Genomic DNA, 16,135 nt, shown 5'->3' with positions numbered 1-16,135 from the left:
CCGATGACAACGACGTGCGTTGCCGTCTCCCGGGATGAGGCTTTTCGCCATCTCCCATCGATAGCCTTTTACCGCTCGAGCCAATCAATAACTGCAATAGCAGCCTTCCCCAGTTGATCTATCTTCTGATGGGTTGTGCGAATACGAGGCGCCGCACAGGCGTCCACAAGGAGCCTGCAATGAGTGAAGAAAAGAAAGGTAGCTGCCCCTTCCACCAGACCGCCGGTGGTGGCACATCGAACCGTGACTGGTGGCCGAACCAGCTGAGGCTGGACCTGCTGCACCAGCATTCTTCCAAGTCCAACCCCATGGGCGAGGACTTCAACTACGCCGAGGCCTTCAAGACCCTTGACCTGGAAGCGGTGAAGGCCGATCTGCGCGCCGTGATGACCGACTCCCAGGACTGGTGGCCGGCCGACTTCGGCCACTACGGCCCGCTGTTCATCCGCATGGCCTGGCACGCCGCCGGCACCTACCGCATCGGCGATGGTCGTGGCGGCGCCGGCCGCGGCCAGCAGCGCTTCGCCCCGCTCAACAGCTGGCCGGACAACGTCAGCCTGGACAAGGCGCGCCGGCTGATCTGGCCGATCAAGCAGAAATACGGCGCCAAGCTGTCCTGGGCCGACCTGATCGTCCTCACCGGCAACGTCGCCCTGGAATCCATGGGCTTCAAGACCTTCGGCTTCGCCGGCGGCCGCGAGGATGTCTGGGAACCGGACATGGACGTGTACTGGGGCGAGGAAACCACCTGGCTGGGCGGCGACAAGCGCTACACCGGCGAGCGCGACCTGGAGAACCCCCTGGCCGCCGTGCAGATGGGCCTGATCTACGTGAACCCGGAAGGCCCCAACGGCAATCCCGACCCGGTGGCCGCCGCCCGTGATATCCGCGAAACCTTCGCGCGCATGGCCATGGACGACGAGGAAACCGTCGCCCTGATCGCCGGCGGCCACACCTTTGGCAAGACCCACGGCGCGGGCCCGGCGGATAACGTCGGGGTCGACCCGGAAGCCGGCGGCCTGGAAGACCAGGGCCTGGGCTGGGTCAGCAAGTTCGGCACGGGCTCCGGTGGCGATGCCATCACCAGCGGCCTGGAAGTCACCTGGACGTCCACGCCGACGCGCTGGAGCAACAACTTCTTCTGGAACCTGTTCGGCTACGAATGGGAGCTGACCAAGAGCCCGGCCGGCGCCCACCAGTGGCAGCCGAAGAATGGCGCGGGCGCCGGCAGCATTCCCGATGCCCATGACAAGTCCAAGCGCCGTGCGCCGTCGATGCTCACCACGGATATCTCGCTGCGTGTCGACCCGGCCTACGAGAAGATCGCCCGGCGCTTCTACGAAGACCCGGACGCCTTCGCCGACGCCTTCGCCCGTGCCTGGTTCAAGCTGACCCACCGCGACATGGGCCCGCTGGCACGTTACCTGGGGCCGGAGGTGCCGAAAGAAGAGCTGATCTGGCAGGACCCGATCCCGGCGGTCAACCACCCGCTGGTGGACGAGCGGGACATCGCCACACTCAAGGCCAAGGTGCTGGCCTCGGGGCTGTCGGTCGCCGAACTGGTTTCCACCGCCTGGGCCTCGGCTTCCACCTTCCGTGGTTCGGACAAGCGTGGCGGCGCCAACGGTGCGCGCATTCGCCTGGCGCCGCAGAAGGACTGGCCGGTGAACCAGCCAGAGCAATTGGCCAGGGTCCTCGGCGTGCTGGGTGAAATCCAGTCCGAGTTCAACGCCTCCGCCGCCGGCGGCAAGAAGATTTCCCTCGCCGACCTGATCGTCCTGGCAGGTGATGCCGGCGTCGAAGAGGCCGCGCGCAAGGGCGGCCACAAGGTCAGCGTACCGTTCGCGCCGGGCCGCATGGACGCCAGCCAGGAACAGACCGACGTGCACTCGGTGGGCATGCTGGAGCCGGTGGCCGATGGCTTCCGCAACTTCCAGAAGTCGAAGTTCTCGGTGCCGGCCGAAGCGCTGCTGATCGACAAGGCGCAACTGCTGACCCTGAGCGCTCCGGAAGTCACCGCGCTGATCGGCGGTCTGCGCGTGCTGGGCGCCAACACCGGCGGCTCGCAGAACGGCGTGTTCACCGCGCGTCCCGGCACCCTGAGCAACGATTTCTTCGTCAACCTGCTGGACATGGGCACCGTGTGGAAGCCGACCTCGGCGGACAACGATCAATTCGAAGGCCGTGACCGCAAGACCGGCGAAGCGAAGTGGACCGGCAGCCGCATCGACCTGCTACTGGGTTCAAACTCTCAGTTGCGGGCGTTGTCGGAGGTCTATGGTTGTTCGGACGGCGAACGCAAGTTCGTCGCTGACTTCGTCAAGGCCTGGACCAAGGTGATGAACCTCGACCGCTTCGACCTGCCGCGCTGACGGCAATCCTGTAGGAGCGAGCTTGCTCGCGAACCAGGCTCCTCTGCCATGCGCTTCGCGAGCAAGCTCGCTCCTACGAAAAGCCCGCTGACAAGCGATTGTCAGCGGGTTTTTTCTTGCTGGGGCATCCAGACGGAATTGCGCGGAGCGGGCAGGGTCCTATTCTCCAGGGTTCCGTTCTTGCAGGCGCTGCTCTCAGTGGGGCCATGCTCCTGTGCTGTTGCCGCTTTACTTCGCGCCCGGATGCACGAGCGTCATGCTCACGCGCCAGACTGGTCCGCTTAGCCGTTATCGACCGAAGGGGTTTCGCCTATGCGCCGCCGCATCATCGCTGTACTGGGCAGTTTCACCCTGGCTTGCGCCAGCCTTGCCGCCAGCGCCGAGGAGTCGCCTGGCCGCGCCCTCAGCGAGGCCGCCGGCGTTCCCTGGCCGACGGTGATCGCCCACCGCGGTGCTTCTCACGATGCCCCGGAGGAAACCGCGCCGGCCTATCTCGCCGCCCGTGACCTGGGCGCGGACTACCTGGAAGCGGACCTGCAGCGCACCAAGGATGGCGTGCTGGTGGCCGTGCACGATGACACCCTGGAGCGCACCACCGATATCGCCAAGGTCTTCCCCGGCCGCGAGAAGGCACCGGTGAGCCAGTTCACCCTGGCGGAGCTCAAGCGCCTGGATGCCGGTAGCTGGTTCAATGCCACCTATCCCGAACGGGCGCGCTCCAAGTACGCGGGTGTGCGCATCCTCACCCTCGATGAGCTGATCGATATTGCCGAGGGCGGCGGCGAGACGCCTGGCCTGTATCTGGAAACCAAGGCCCCGGGGCAGTTTCCCGGTATCGAGGAAGACCTGCGCAAGGTCCTGGAAAATCGTGGCTGGCTGAACGCCGACGGCGAGCCCCAGGGCCGGATCGTGCTGCAGACCTTCGAGAAGAGCAGCCTGGAGCTGTTGCACAAGAGCCTGCCGAAAGTGCCAAAGGTCCTGCTGCTGTGGGTCGGCGATGGCTATATGGCAGCGAAGAAACCGACGTCCTTTGCGCAGTCCGGCGAGAAGATCAAGGCGGACTTCTATGCCGGGCAGGAAGTGAAGTCCAGGGAGGAACTCTTTGCCTGGCTCGACTGGGCCAAGGCCCACGGCGCGCTGGGCAGTGGCCCTTCGGCAACCTTGAGCGCCCGTGGCGACCAGAGCTACATGGATCTCGTCCAGCCTTGGATGAACCAGGCGGCCCATGAGCGCGGCCTGTTTGTGCATGCCTACACCGTCGATGACGCCGTGGACTTCGACAGGCTCAGCAAGGCGGGGGTGGACGGCTTCTTCACCAACCGCACCGACCAGTTGCTGCGCTTCCTTGGCCGCCCGCCAAGCCAGGGCGTGGACGAGGTGCTGAAGTCTGTGGGCTACTGAGCCCGCTATCTCGGGCGTCGTGAGAGAGCTCCCGCCGCCTGATCGGCCATCTGTCGGAGCGAGCTTGCTCGCGAACCGCACGTCACCGGCGCTATGCGTGGCTCCTGTTCGCGAGCAAGCTCGCTCCTACAACGAACAGATCGGCGCGATGGGGAGCGTCAGACTCGTAGGGTGGGTGGAGCGCAGCGATACCCACGGAGCCCAATGGGTATCGCTGCGCTCCACGCCATCCTACAAGGGCGGATCGCTAGCGCGGGGCATCGACCGGGCTAGCGGCAGGGACAGGTGCAGGCTCACCGCGGTGCCTTCGCCCGGTGGGCTGGCAAGGACCAGTTCGCCGTGCAGCAGATCGACCAGGCGCCGGGCGACGATAAGCCCGACGGGCGCGTCCTGGAGCATCTGCCGTGCAGCATCGGCGGCCAGTTCCTCCAGCGAATAGACTGCCAACGGGTCTGGGCTGTTGCCGAGCAACGGGGCGGCGTTGAGACGGATCGCCAGCAACGACGCCTCGAGCTGCCCATGCAGGCTGATGCGCAGGGTGCCGGCGGAGTTTTCACGGATCAGATACGCCAGCAGGTAATCGAGGATTTTCCGCAGTAGCTGCGGATCGCCCAGCAGCGTGTGGCCCAGCTCGGCGGCGATCTGCAGGTCCACGGCCAGCTTCCTGGCCTGGAGCGCCGGCGCGGCGGACTCGATGGCCTCGCGAAGCAGCTGGTCCAGCCTGAGTGGCAGCGCCTGCGCCTGTTCCTCGCCGCTTTCCAGCCGGGCGCTCTGGCGCAGGTCGGCGGTGAGCTTGAGCAGGTTGCGGCTGGTGTCGTCGATCCACTCCAGCGCCTCGCGGTCGGCAGGGGCCAGGCTGGCGCGCTGCAGAACCATTTCCAGCAGGCCGTGCATGGCGCCCAGGGGCAGACTGAATTCATTGCTCGCGCGCAGCAGGAAGTTGAGTTTCTGCTGGTTGCTCAACTGCGCCTGCAACCTGTCCGCTTCGATGGCGCGCAGACGGTCCTGGCGGCCGGTGATGTCGGCGCTGCCGCAGATCATCCCGAGCAGCCGGCCCGCAGCGTCGCGGTAGGGTTTGCCCCAGTGGTGGAGCACGCGGCGCTGGCCGTGGATGCGCAGCTCGATGTCGCGGGCGAAGGCCTGTTCGGCGGCAACCGCCTGCAGGAAATACTGATGCAGCAGCTCGGCCTGGGCCGGTGCATACCAGTCCACGTCCATGGCGCGAGTGCCCAGCACATCGCCCAGCTCCACCTCATACAGGTGCAGGAAGGCCCGGTTGGCGTGCACCAGGCGGCCGCTGGTGTCGCGCACGTAGAGCGCGTCGGGCAGGCTGTCGACCAGGCTGCGCAGCATCACCAGCTCGTCGCTGGCCGGTGCGGCCGAGACGGGGGCTGCCTGGGGCGCGGCGACCAGCGCGTTGCGCCGGGCGAAATCGATCAGCTCGGCCAGGCTGTGCAGGTTGAGCTTGTGCTGCAGGCGAGTGCGATAGGTGCTGACGGTCTTTTCGCTGAGGGTCAGCTCGTGGGCGATCTGGTGGTTGTTGCGCCCGCTGGCGAGGAAATACAGCACCGACAGCTCGCGGTTGGACAAGCTGGCAACCCGCTCGTGTTCGCCACTGCGGACTTCCTGGAGGTTGACCGTGCCCAGCAGGTGCATGGGGAAGTAGCTGCGCCCGCGCAGCAGCATGCTGACCGCCAGGCTCAGCTCGCGCAGGTCGTCGTGCTTGCTGACAAAGCCGGATGCGCCGCTCTGCAGGAAGCGCCCGACGATGTGCTCCGAGTCCTGTGCACTGAATGCCAGCACCGGCAGGTTGACGCCACGCGCCCTGAGCCGGGCCATCACGTCCAGGCCGTTGAGGCGCGACAGGTCGATATCCAGGATCAGCAGGTCGGCGGGCTGCTCCAGGCCCAGGCGCAGGGCATCCACGCCGTCCTCCGCCTCGCCGGCGATGCGGTGGCCTTCGCTCTCCAGCAACACGCGCACGGCATGGCGGGTGACCGGATGTCCATCAGCGATCAGCACCTGCCCCATGACAACTCCTCAGTCCGGATACTCGATCAACGCTAGGCCATTTCGCGTAGTCCTGCAGGATTTGTGTAGGAAGTTTCCTACTTAACGCTAAATGCTTTCCCATCTTCAGGCAGCCTTGTGCCGAGAAGAATTGCCCCCGGAGACCGGCTCCGAAGCCGGCCAGACATGGACTCTGGAGGGCAACCAGATGAATACCCGGACGATTTCTTTGGTGGGCCGACACACGCCGCCATTCCTTCCCACACTGCTGGCTGTGATCATCACTTCGCTGACGGCCCTGCCGTCGCTGGCCGAGGATTTCGATACCCCGCAGTCGTTTTCCCCGTGGGACAACAACACCAGCGAACTGGACGATGCGCACGTCGATGTGCAGGCCAACCAGTCGGCGATCACCGTCAACGACATGGAATTCACCATGGATGGCGGCTGGGTCCACAACACCGGTAGCGGCGGTGGCCTGCTGTTCAACCTGTGGAGCGGCAAGCAGGACGAGATCGACCACGTCGAGGTCGACAGCGCCGGCAGCTTCGGCCTGCAGACCAATGGCGGCAAGGTGCACATCGTCGAATCGCAGATTCGTAGCCATGGCGACAATGATCCGGGGCTGGATGCCCAGAGTGGTGGCCAGGTCGAGCTGGTCGATGGCAGCGTGACTACCGATGGCGACAACTCCGCCGCCGTCCGCGCGCACAACAACGGCGGCGCGCAGATCAGTGGCAGCACACTGGCCACCCAGGGCGAGCACAGCGCCGGCGTGCTGCTGGACAACAACGGTACGCTGCTACTGGACAGTTCGCAGGTGACCACTGTCGGTGACGACAGCACCGCCATCCAGGCCAGCAACGGCGCTTCGTTGCAGGTCAGCGGCGCTACCCTCGAGACATCGGGGCAGGGCAGCCATGGCGTGCATGTGTCCAGCAATGGCGCGGACAACACGCTGGCCGACTCCAGCATCACTACCCACGGTGCGGCCAGCATCGGCGTGATGGTCAACAACGCCAGCGGCTCGGCGAAGGTGCAGCACAGCCGGATCGTGACCGAAGGCGAGGGCAGCCACGGGCTCTACACCCGCCAGGGCACCCATATCGAACTCACCCAGGGCAGCCAGGTGCAAACCCATGGCGCCAATGCCGATGGTGCCTGGACGGCCGAGGGTGGCAGCATCGATATCGCCGGCAGCCGCCTGGAAAGCAGCGGGACCCGCTCGGCAGCCGTGCACGCGGCAGCGTCCGGCAGCATCAGGGTGGATGCCAGCCAACTGTCCAGCACTGGCAGCGACGGGGCGGGTGTGCATCTGGACAATGGCGGGACGGTCACCGCCAGCAACAGCCAGATCGACTCTCGCAGCGGTTCGGCGATCCTTTTCAGCGCGGGTGAACAGCAAGGCGGCGGCGACGCTCACCTGCAGCTGAGTGCCAGCCGCGTCACCAGCGATGCGGCAGTGGTGACGGCGCAGACGAACAGCTCGGGCAGCTTCAACGCCACGGGCAGCCAACTGCAGGCCGGCAATGGCGTGGGATACGCCATTGCCGCCGGCGCCAGGCTGCAATCCAGCCTGAGCGATTCCAGCCTGGATGTCGGCGACGCCGGCCTGCTGGCGGATGTCGCCGGCAACGGTTCGCTGCAACTGACCAGTGAGGGCAGCGACCTGCACGGCGATACCCGCCTGCAGGACGGGGCCCAGGGAGTGCTGGACATGACGCTGCACAACGCCCACTGGCAGCTGAACGGCGACTCCAGCCTGAGCCGGCTGGACCTGGACGGTTCGCGGGTTTCCTTTGGTGCCAACGGATATCACACGCTGTCCATGACCGGCGACCTCACCGGCGCCGGTACTTTCGACATGAACACCGACCTGTCCAGCCTGCAGACCGACCTGATCCTGGTCGGCGGGCAGGCCTATGGCGATCACACGCTGGTCGTCGCCGACAGTGGCAAGGAGGCCGGTGGCGACCAGCTTCGGGTAGTCGGCACGCAGGGCAGCCCGGGCGCTTTCAGCCTCTACGGCGAGCACGTGGACGCCGGTGCCTATCGCTACACCCTCGAACAGCAGGGCAACGACTGGTACCTGGTCGCCAGCGGCAAGAATGTGGTCGACCCGGGCGACCCGACCGATCCGGAGGACCCCGACCAGCCCTCCACGGGGACCGGTGACGGCGGCGACCCCGGGACGACCACGCCCGATCCGGGCGACGGCGGCTCGGGTGGCGATGAAGGCGGCAATCAAGGCGGCTCTGACGGTGGCAACCCTGGTGGCTCCGACGCTGGTAACCCCGGCGGCGACCAGGGCGGCAGCGACGGTGGCAACCCCGGTTCCCCGGGCGATGGCAGTACCAGCCAGCCCGACATCATCTCCAAGGGCTCCAACGTCGCCCTGGGCATGCAGAGCGCTGCGGCGAACCTGTACTACGCCGAACTCGGGACCCTGGTGCAGCGCCTTGGCGAGCTGCGCCTCGGCCAGGACCAGGGCGGTGTCTGGGTGCGGGGCCTCGGCAAGCGCATGCACATGGGGGAAAACTACGGTCGCGCGTTTGAACAGAACCTCGACGGCATCGAGATCGGCGCCGACAAGGCTGTCCAGCTTGACGGCGCGCGGCTCTACCTGGGAGCCATGGTCGGTGCCAGCGAGTCGCGCATCCGCTTTACCGAGAACAGCCGCGGGCATATCGACAGCACCAGTGTCGGCGTCTATGCCACCTACCTGCGCGACGATGGCTGGTACCTGGACAACGTCATCAAGTACAACCGCATGGACGGCGACGTGAAGGTGCCGACCAACCTCGGCCAGCCGGTGAAGGGTGACTACAAGGCCAACGCCTATGGCGTCAGCGTCGAGGGCGGCAAGCGCATCGACCTGCAGGACCAATGGTTCGTCGAGCCCCAGGTGCAGCTCAGTGCCAGCCACTTCGAAGGGCCACACTACACCAGCAGCGATGGCCTCAAGGTGCGCGCCAGCGATAGCGATTCCCTGCAGGGGCGGATCGGCCTGCGTGGCGGCAAGGAAATCCAGCTGGATCGCGATATGCGCCTGCAGACCTACGCCACCGCGTCCTACATCGATGAGCTGGCGGGCAACACCCACGTACGGGTCAACGGCGAGAAGCTCAACAACGAACTGCCCGGCTCGCGCGGTGAGCTGGGGGCCGGCGCGGCATTGCAGCTCAGCCGCCAGCAGAAGGTATCGCTGGAGCTGGACTACGCCAAGGGCGACCACCTCGAGCAGCCCTGGGCCGTGACCCTCGGCTACCGCTACCTCTGGTAGCCCGGCGACGGGGAGGGTGCTGGCACCCTCCCGCGTGGCCCATCCCCCGTTATTGCCAAGGGAACCGGAGTCCGGTTCCACGGAGACAATCATGTACAGGAAACTTGCCGCCGAATTCATCGGCACCTTCTGGCTGGTACTCGGCGGTTGCGGCAGCGCTGTGCTCGCCGCCAACTTCGGCGCACACGGCATCGGCCTGCTCGGCGTAGCCCTGGCGTTCGGTCTGAGCGTCGTCACCATGGCCTATGCCATCGGCCCGATCTCCGGCTGCCACCTCAACCCGGCGGTGAGCCTGGGCCTGATGTTCGGTGGCCGCTTCCCGGCGGCCGATGTACTGCCCTACGTCCTCGCCCAGGTCGCCGGCGGCCTGCTGGCTGGCGCTGTGCTCTACCTGATCGCCAGCGGCGCGGCGGGCTTCGACGCGGCTGGCGGTTTCGCCGCCAACGGCTACGGCGAGCACTCGCCCGGAGGCTACAGCCTGGGCGCGGTACTGCTCTGCGAATCGATCATGAGCGCCGTGTTCCTCTTCGTGATCATGGGTGCCACCGACCGCGATGCCCCGGCCGGCTTCGCGCCGCTGGCGATCGGCCTGACCCTGGCGCTGATCCACCTGATCAGCATTCCGGTCAGCAATACCTCGGTGAACCCGGCGCGCAGCCTTGCGGTGGCGGTCTACGCGGCGCCCTGGGCGCTGCAGCAGCTCTGGGCGTTCTGGCTGGCTCCGCTGGTCGGTGGCAGCGTGGGGGCGCTGGTCTACCGGGCGATACGCGGCCGCTGATGTCTACACTCGCAGTGGCGCCCCGCAACGCATCGAACGCAACCAGGAGATCGTCATGAATGCCCGCACACTGATTCCCACCGTTCTCGCCGCCGCCCTGTTGCCCTGGTCGCTGGCCCAGGCCGCGTCCCTCGGCGACGTCGCCGGCAGCCTTGGTGGTCTCGGCAACCTCTCGTCGGTGTCCTCCAGCAGCAGTAGCAACGTCGCCGGCCTGCTGGAGTACTGCGCGAAGAACAACTACCTGAACGCCGACGCCGCGACTCAGGTGAAGGACAAGCTGCTGGGCAAGCTGCCCGGCAACACCACCACCAGCGACAGCGGCTACAAGGACGGCGCCAAGGGCATCCTCACCGGCAGCGACGGCAAGAGCCTCGACCTGTCCGGCAGCGGCATCAAGGAGAAGGTGACCAAGCAGGTCTGCGACAAGGTCCTCAGCCAGGGCAAGTCGCTGCTCTGAGCCGTGCCGCGGCCTGAACGGAATCCAGCGCGGACGGCGTCCGCGCTGGATTTCCCCGGCGTTGCGGCCTGCTACGCCGAGCGCCTTTTCTCATAACGCACATCCCGCTCATCCACGCGTTCGGCGAACTGCCAGCCATGGCGGCGGTAGAAGGCGTTGGCACGAATTCCCTCGCCACCATCGGTCACCAGCCAGATGCTCGCATGCTCGCGGAACAACTGCTCCTCGGCGGCCGCCAGCAACAGGCGGCCGATGCCCAGGCCCTCGTATTGCGGGCGCACGAACAGGGCGAAGAGTTCGCCCGCCGCGTTGTCCACCATGGCGAAGCCAGCGGCGATACCGTCGATTTCGCTGATCCAGGCGCACGGCGCGGCTTCGATCGCCTCGGCCAGTGCGGCCGGTGTGATGCCCAGTTCGGTCAGTTGTTCGCGGCTGAGGTGGTTCTCCCGCACGCTGGTGCGGATGTCGAAAAGCGTGTCGATGTCGGCGACGTTGGCGCGACGAAGTACCGGGCTCATGCGGATTCCCTCCATGCGTTGTCGTTTGCGCTTTCAGGACGCGGAAAAGGCCGGGTGGTAGGCGACCTGGCCGCTGGCCGCGGAGCCGCCCAGAGGCAGCGCCATGAAGAATTCCGGCGGTACCCCCTGGTAGCGTATCGACGGGTCCACGGCAAAGCCGAAGCGCTGGTAGTAACGCGGGTCGCCGAGCACTACGCAGCCTTGGGCTCCCAGAGCCTTCAACTGTTCCAGGCCGGCACGGATCAGTGCGCTGCCGATGCCCTGGGCGTGCAGGTCCGGACGCACGGAAACCGGGCCGAGGCCATACCAGCCAAGGTCCGCGCCATCCAGGGTGATCGGCGAGAAGGCCACATGGCCGAGCACTTCGCCGTTGCGCTGGGCGACCAGCGAAATGCTCAGCGCCCCGGCTTCGCGCAAGGCATCGACGATGTCGCTCTCGCGACCGTCGCTGTGTTCGGCCACGGCGAAGGCTGCCGCGGTCACCTGGCGGATGCCGGCCGCGTCGTCGGGCCGTTCGTTGCGAATATCTGTAGGCATGTTGCAAGTCCTTTTTGTGCAGCCGGGCCGCCAGGCAGCCCGGCTGGCTGTCAGCGGTTGTCCAGTTGCGGGCGCACGGCGCCCAGTCCGGTGGCGTTGATGCGATAGGGCAGGCCGCCGCGCGAGACGATCAGCCGCTTGTTCTTGAGCTTCCTGAAGACAGCCAGGGTGCAGTCAGCCAGTACATGCCCGTCGCGGGTATAGCACTCGACGAAGATGACGCGCCCGGAGTCGTCGCGCTGGAAGGAAATATGGCCGCCCTTGGCGAGGACGTGCAGGGTCCGTTGTTCCGGTCTGGAAATGTTCACGGTGGAAACCTGTAGGCAGTAGGTGCGTAGAAACCGCAGACACGACGTCGTGTCCGCCAGCGTTTATGCGCATCGATAACCGTCCCGCCTTGTGGCAAGGCGCAGGAGGGTTATCGGATTACTGCTATCTCCAACATGAAACCTGTCTCAACGGATCAGCTGATGCCCGGAAGTGGGCCGCGTGATTCTAGGCTTTCAGCGATGCCGGGTTCAACCCGGCAGGCGAGCGCACCCCGGCAGGGTCGGCCAGGCTCAGGCGGCTAGATCCGCCGCCACACGCTCGCCAGCCAGGGCTGCTGCTCCCGCGGCAGGCCTGCGGGGCGGTAGTAGTGTTCGAGCTCGCCAAAGCCTGCGTCTTCCAGCAGCCGCGTCCAGTTCTCCAGGTCGTGGTAGGAGCCGTAGCGGCCGCCGTTCCAGCCTTCCTGGTTTTCCCCGCGAGGGTTGGAGCTGAACAGCACACCAGCGGGTTTCAGCGTCCCATGCAACTGGCGCAATACACGCGGCAGTTCGCTGCGCGGGACGTGGAACAGGCTGGCATTGGCATAGATGCCGTCGAAGCGTTCGGCAGGCAGGTCGAGGGCGAGGAAATCCTGCTGCCAGACTTCACAACCGCTCGCCGCGCGCGCCATGGCGACAAAGTCGGCGCAGCCGTCCAGGCCGACCGGCGCATGCCCCATGTCTTTCAGCGCACACAGGTCGCGCCCCGGCCCGCAGCCGAAGTCGAGCACGGCAAAGGGCGCTTCGCCGCGGATATGCCGCAACAGCGCGGCGATGTTCTGGCTGACATCGTGGTCCCAGGTGCCTTCGCGAAACGCTTCGGCGCGCTCCTGGTAGTGCTGCAGGGTGACGCGGCTGATGTCGCGCAGGATCGGGTCTTCGGTGTTCATGGCGGTGATCGGTCAGGACGAGATATCTGATTCTACAGCGGCAATGCGCCGTAGGAGCGGACTCTGTCCGCGATCGATTCATCACCACTCCGTTCAAGCACGGAGCACGGCCGGCCTATCGCGGACGAAGCCCGCCGCTATACGAATACGGATCCCAAGGCGCCCGGATTGACCGCCTCCTGCGCAGGCAATTTGAAAGTCGGCCTCGGAGCGCGGTGCATTCAGGCGCGGCCCTAGACTGAGGCATTGCCTTCACGGACCGCCGACATGCCCAACCGTAGTAGCCTCACCGAGCAACTGGCCAGCCTCGACTGGTCGACGCTCACCGCCCAGCTCGACGCCGATGGGCACGCGCTGATCCCCGGCCTGCTGGACCGCGCACAGTGCGAAATGCTCCGCGCGCTCTACGAGCAGGACGCGCCGTTTCGCAGCCGCGTGGTGATGGCCCGGCATAACTTCGGCCTGGGCGAGTACCGCTACTTCGCCTATCCCTTGCCGGCGCTGTTGCAGTCGCTGCGCGAAGCCTTCTATCCGCCACTGCGCGCCATCGCCAACTCCTGGCACGAACGCATGGGTACCGGCATCCATTACCCACCGGAGCATGCCGACTACCTCGCTCAATGCCATGCCGCCGGGCAGCGGCGGCCGACTCCCTTGTTGCTGCGCTATCGCGCCGCTGACTACAACTGCCTGCACCAGGACCTTTACGGGGAACTGGCGTTCCCGCTGCAGGTGGCCATCCTGCTGTCCCGTCCGGGCGAGGAGTTCGAAGGCGGCGAGTTGGTCCTCACCGAGCAGCGCCCGCGCATGCAATCGCGGGCGTCCGTGGTGCCGCTGCAGCAGGGCGACGCCGTGCTGTTCGCCGTGGCCCAGCGGCCGGTACGCGGTGCGCGCGGTTATCACCGGGTCAGCCTGCGCCATGGCGTCAGCCGCCTGCATACCGGCGAGCGCTTCACCCTCGGGCTGATCTTCCACGATGCGCTGTGAGGAGTAGCATGGATCGGTCCAGGGAATCGGGAGATCGCCATGCACTACGAAGTGATTCAGCGTCACCGCAGCGAGTACCCCACGCCCATCACCTTCGCCAAGGGCGCGCCGTTGTTCGTCGGCGAGCGCTACGAAGGCAGCCAGGGCTGGGAGGACTGGTATTTCTGCTCCACGCCCGGGCAGCGTGAGGGCTGGGTGCCGGCGCAGGTGTTCAACATGACCGCGCCGGGTGCCGCGGTGGCGATGGAGGACTACACCGCCCGCGAACTCGACGTCGAGGTGGGCGAGCGGCTCGAAGGCGGCCGTGAGCTGGGTGGCTGGCTCTGGTGCGTGCGTTCCGGCGGCGAGGCCGGCTGGGTGCCGCTGGACTGCCTGCAGGAAGTCAGCGCCTGACCCCGCAACGCCTGATCTGCAATCGAGTCAGGCCTTGTAGCGGCGCCCGGCGTGCTGCCTGAGCCAGGCCATCAGCCCGCGTTGCTGCACTACCGTGGGTTGCTCCACCAATAGCGCGGCGCTGGCCTTCTGGCGGAAGTCCAGCAGGCGGCCCATGGCCTCGGCAATTTCCTGGCGCGCTTCCATGCAGGGCGCCAGGGTTTCCTTGTCGAGGTAATAGGCCGCACCGTCGCTGAGGGCGGTGAATTGCGCCTGCCAGCCGGAGCCGGTGAGCACGCCGGCCTCGCCGAAGACTTCGCCCGGCCCCATGCGTCCGGCTTCGATGCTCTGGGCGTCCTGGGGCAGGGTAACGCTGACCACGCCCGAGTCGATGATCAACAGGCGGTCGCTGACATCCCCCGGCGCCAGCAGCACTTCGCCGCGCTTGAAGGGCCGGCGCTGCATGCGCTGCGCCAGCTCGTCGCGCTCCTCGTCGCGCAGCGCGTCGAACAACCCCGAGCGCACCAGCAAGGCCCGCGCCCGCGAGGCGCTTTCGCGCATCGGTGCGTCGGCCTCGGCCAGCAGGTTGATGCCGGCCGCCTGCAGGTGGCGGTAGGCGAGGTCGAACAGCTGGTTGCGCACTTCGCGCTTCTCGCCCATGGCGGCGACGAAGCCACTCATTTCGTATTCCACGCCATCCGGTGCGGAGCTGCGCACGCTGACTGCCGGTGGCGGACTGGCCAGCAGGGCGCGGCAGCCGCCGAGGGCATGTTCCAGTGCCTCGATCACCTTGCGCGGGCGGATGTGCGGGCTGACCGTCAGGCTGACGCTGACCCCATACAGATTCGCCGGGCGGCTCAGGTTGAGCACCTTGGCCTTGGCGGCGAGGGAGTTGGGCACCACCGCCAGCGTGCCCTGGGAGGTCTGCAGGTAGGTGGAGCGCCAGTCGATTTCGGTGACCTTGCCCTCGACGCCGTCGATGGAGACCCAGTCGTCCAGCTGGTAGGGCTTGGTGGTGTTCAGCACGATGCCGGAGAACACGTCGCTCAGGGTGCTCTGCAGCGCCAGGCCGAGGACGATGGCGACCACTCCGGAAGTGGCCAGCAGGCCCTTCACCGGCAGCTCGAGCACGTAGCCGGCGGCGGCGATGATGGCGATGAGAAAGATCAGCGCGCCCACCACATCCTGCAGCAGCCGCCCGCCATGGCCGATGCGCTGCACCAGCAGGAAGCCCAGCACCACCGTCAGGCAGCGCGCGGCGAACAGCCACCAGATGATCTGCACGGCGGTGGCGACCATGTGGCTGGGCAGGTCGTCCGCCCAGGGCGCGGCGCGCAGTGGATTCATCCCGGCATTGAACAGCAGCAGGCTGAACAGCAGGAAACCGACCAGCCGCACGGCCAGGCGCCAATGCGGATGGGCCGGGCCGACCAGCCGCCAGAGCAGCAGGTCGATCAGCAGCAGGACGGGAGCGGTGAACAGCGGGTGGCTAGTGAGCAGGGCGGGCATCGAGCCTCTCCTTGGAGCGATCGCAAGAAGATGGCACAGAATGCGCTTTCTGGCAGCGGCCTCAGCTCGGGTTGTGCGAGCCCAGCAGTTGCAGCCACTCATCGGTCTCGACTTCGCCGGCGATGCGCAGCTTCGGCGCGCTCTCGTCGAACAGCACCAGGGCGCTGCCGTACTCAGGCGTATCGGTCTCGCGCACCTTGAGGTTTTCCCGCAGCAGGTCGAAGCATTCGCTGTGGGTGACCAGCACCAGGTTGCGGTGCGCGGCCTTGTGTTCGCGGATCTGCGTGGCGAGGTCGCCGTCCTTGCAGGTGAGCAGCCAGTCCTGGCGCGCTATCGGCTGATCGAACATCAGGTCGGCGGTCTGTGCGGTGCGGTTGGCCGGGCTGCTGTAGATGTCGGTGGCGCTGAGGCCCAGGCGGGTGATGCTGTCGCCCATGCTCTGCGCCAGGGCGGCGGCGCGTGCGGTGATGCCATCGGCGGCGCCCAGGCATTGCGCGCTGGAACGGTCGCAGCGCTCCATGTGGCGCACCAGCAGGACCACCCCGCCGCGGGCCCAGTTGTGGGCGAACAGGCTGCTGCTCGGTACGTCCTCCAGTGGCGAAGGCAGCGCGCGCCAGGCCACCAGGGCGAGGGTGGTGCAGGTCAGCAGGGAGACGGCCAGAAGGCGAAGGCGGGGCAAGGGGCATCCTCGTGCGGAGGCGTCCGCGCGGGATACG

At 66.7% G+C, this 16,135-nt stretch carries 14 protein-coding genes; 7 read left to right on the top strand and 7 right to left on the bottom strand.

Features of this window, described 5'->3' with window-relative positions:
- Positions 1–179: 179 nt before the first annotated feature.
- Together katG and N5C91_RS26930 are read left to right on the top strand one after the other, a co-directional pair.
- The gene (gene katG, locus N5C91_RS26935) at positions 180–2,372 is read left to right on the top strand and encodes a catalase/peroxidase HPI (protein WP_279833253.1); all 2,193 of its coding nucleotides are present in this window, start codon (positions 180–182) and stop codon (positions 2,370–2,372) included.
- Positions 2,373–2,684: 312 nt separating this feature from the next.
- The gene (locus tag N5C91_RS26930; protein ID WP_279833252.1) at positions 2,685–3,773 is read left to right on the top strand and encodes a glycerophosphodiester phosphodiesterase; all 1,089 of its coding nucleotides are present in this window, start codon (positions 2,685–2,687) and stop codon (positions 3,771–3,773) included.
- A gap of 231 nt (positions 3,774–4,004) precedes the next feature.
- Here the strand turns inward: N5C91_RS26930 and N5C91_RS26925 are convergent, their stop codons facing one another.
- Complete coding sequence (locus N5C91_RS26925) at positions 4,005–5,804, bottom strand: response regulator (protein WP_279833250.1); 1,800 nt, start codon at positions 5,802–5,804, stop codon at positions 4,005–4,007.
- 187 nt (positions 5,805–5,991) lie between these two features.
- Between N5C91_RS26925 and N5C91_RS26920 the strand changes: the two genes are divergently transcribed.
- The 3 genes from N5C91_RS26920 (at position 5,992) to N5C91_RS26910 (ending at position 10,301) form a co-directional block, all read left to right on the top strand.
- Positions 5,992–9,066, top strand: coding sequence for an autotransporter outer membrane beta-barrel domain-containing protein (locus N5C91_RS26920; protein ID WP_279833248.1), 3,075 nt, complete (start codon positions 5,992–5,994; stop codon positions 9,064–9,066).
- 91 nt (positions 9,067–9,157) lie between these two features.
- Complete coding sequence (aqpZ, locus tag N5C91_RS26915; protein ID WP_279833247.1) at positions 9,158–9,844, top strand: aquaporin Z; 687 nt, start codon at positions 9,158–9,160, stop codon at positions 9,842–9,844.
- A 55-nt stretch (positions 9,845–9,899) separates the two neighbouring features.
- Entirely contained in the window at positions 9,900–10,301 is a 402-nt protein-coding gene (locus N5C91_RS26910; RefSeq protein WP_236173424.1) for a DUF2501 domain-containing protein, read from the top strand.
- A 71-nt stretch (positions 10,302–10,372) separates the two neighbouring features.
- Here the strand turns inward: N5C91_RS26910 and N5C91_RS26905 are convergent, their stop codons facing one another.
- From N5C91_RS26905 to N5C91_RS26890, 4 genes are all read right to left on the bottom strand, one after another.
- The gene (locus N5C91_RS26905; RefSeq protein ID WP_279833245.1) at positions 10,373–10,819 is read right to left on the bottom strand and encodes a GNAT family N-acetyltransferase; all 447 of its coding nucleotides are present in this window, start codon (positions 10,817–10,819) and stop codon (positions 10,373–10,375) included.
- A gap of 33 nt (positions 10,820–10,852) precedes the next feature.
- On the bottom strand, positions 10,853–11,356 hold the full coding sequence (locus N5C91_RS26900) for an N-acetyltransferase (RefSeq protein WP_279833242.1): 504 nt from the start codon (positions 11,354–11,356) through the stop codon (positions 10,853–10,855).
- Positions 11,357–11,406: 50 nt separating this feature from the next.
- On the bottom strand, positions 11,407–11,664 hold the full coding sequence (locus N5C91_RS26895; RefSeq protein ID WP_236173421.1) for a YjhX family toxin: 258 nt from the start codon (positions 11,662–11,664) through the stop codon (positions 11,407–11,409).
- 260 nt (positions 11,665–11,924) lie between these two features.
- Positions 11,925–12,551, bottom strand: a complete 627-nt coding sequence (locus N5C91_RS26890) for a class I SAM-dependent methyltransferase (protein WP_236173420.1) — start codon at positions 12,549–12,551, stop codon at positions 11,925–11,927.
- Between the two features lie 267 nt (positions 12,552–12,818).
- Between N5C91_RS26890 and N5C91_RS26885 the strand changes: the two genes are divergently transcribed.
- Both N5C91_RS26885 and N5C91_RS26880 read left to right on the top strand, forming a co-directional pair.
- Positions 12,819–13,538: a 2OG-Fe(II) oxygenase gene (locus tag N5C91_RS26885; protein ID WP_279833236.1), complete on the top strand. Its 720-nt coding sequence runs from the start codon at positions 12,819–12,821 to the stop codon at positions 13,536–13,538.
- Positions 13,539–13,577: 39 nt separating this feature from the next.
- Entirely contained in the window at positions 13,578–13,931 is a 354-nt protein-coding gene (locus N5C91_RS26880; protein WP_236200192.1) for an SH3 domain-containing protein, read from the top strand.
- Positions 13,932–13,958: 27 nt separating this feature from the next.
- Here N5C91_RS26880 and N5C91_RS26875 read toward each other — a convergent pair whose 3' ends face one another.
- A complete protein-coding gene (locus tag N5C91_RS26875; RefSeq protein WP_279833233.1) occupies positions 13,959–15,419 on the bottom strand; it encodes a mechanosensitive ion channel family protein in 1,461 nt (486 codons plus the stop codon).
- A 61-nt stretch (positions 15,420–15,480) separates the two neighbouring features.
- Positions 15,481–16,098, bottom strand: a complete 618-nt coding sequence (locus tag N5C91_RS26870) for a histidine phosphatase family protein (protein WP_279833232.1) — start codon at positions 16,096–16,098, stop codon at positions 15,481–15,483.
- Between the last annotated feature and the right edge of the window lie 37 nt (positions 16,099–16,135).

Origin of the sequence: Pseudomonas sp. GD03903, from assembly GCF_029840045.1 — a bacterium.
GTDB lineage: Bacteria > Pseudomonadota > Gammaproteobacteria > Pseudomonadales > Pseudomonadaceae > Pseudomonas > Pseudomonas pseudonitroreducens.
This window is presented reverse-complemented; position numbering and strand designations above follow the sequence as displayed.

Excerpts from the sequence above, each read along its gene's own strand:
- N5C91_RS26910 (WP_236173424.1), top strand. The coding sequence starts at position 9,900 with ATGAATGCCCGCACACTGATTCCCACCGTTCTCGCCGCCGCCCTGTTG.
- aqpZ (WP_279833247.1), top strand. The coding sequence starts at position 9,158 with ATGTACAGGAAACTTGCCGCCGAATTCATCGGCACCTTCTGGCTGGTA.
- katG (WP_279833253.1), top strand. The coding sequence starts at position 180 with ATGAGTGAAGAAAAGAAAGGTAGCTGCCCCTTCCACCAGACCGCCGGT.
- N5C91_RS26885 (WP_279833236.1), top strand. The coding sequence starts at position 12,819 with ATGCCCAACCGTAGTAGCCTCACCGAGCAACTGGCCAGCCTCGACTGG.
- N5C91_RS26900 (WP_279833242.1), bottom strand. The coding sequence starts at position 11,356 with ATGCCTACAGATATTCGCAACGAACGGCCCGACGACGCGGCCGGCATC.
- N5C91_RS26930 (WP_279833252.1), top strand. The coding sequence starts at position 2,685 with ATGCGCCGCCGCATCATCGCTGTACTGGGCAGTTTCACCCTGGCTTGC.
- N5C91_RS26880 (WP_236200192.1), top strand. The coding sequence starts at position 13,578 with ATGCACTACGAAGTGATTCAGCGTCACCGCAGCGAGTACCCCACGCCC.
- N5C91_RS26925 (WP_279833250.1), bottom strand. The coding sequence starts at position 5,804 with ATGGGGCAGGTGCTGATCGCTGATGGACATCCGGTCACCCGCCATGCC.
- N5C91_RS26890 (WP_236173420.1), bottom strand. The coding sequence starts at position 12,551 with ATGAACACCGAAGACCCGATCCTGCGCGACATCAGCCGCGTCACCCTG.
- N5C91_RS26875 (WP_279833233.1), bottom strand. The coding sequence starts at position 15,419 with ATGCCCGCCCTGCTCACTAGCCACCCGCTGTTCACCGCTCCCGTCCTG.
- N5C91_RS26920 (WP_279833248.1), top strand. The coding sequence starts at position 5,992 with ATGAATACCCGGACGATTTCTTTGGTGGGCCGACACACGCCGCCATTC.
- N5C91_RS26905 (WP_279833245.1), bottom strand. The coding sequence starts at position 10,819 with ATGAGCCCGGTACTTCGTCGCGCCAACGTCGCCGACATCGACACGCTT.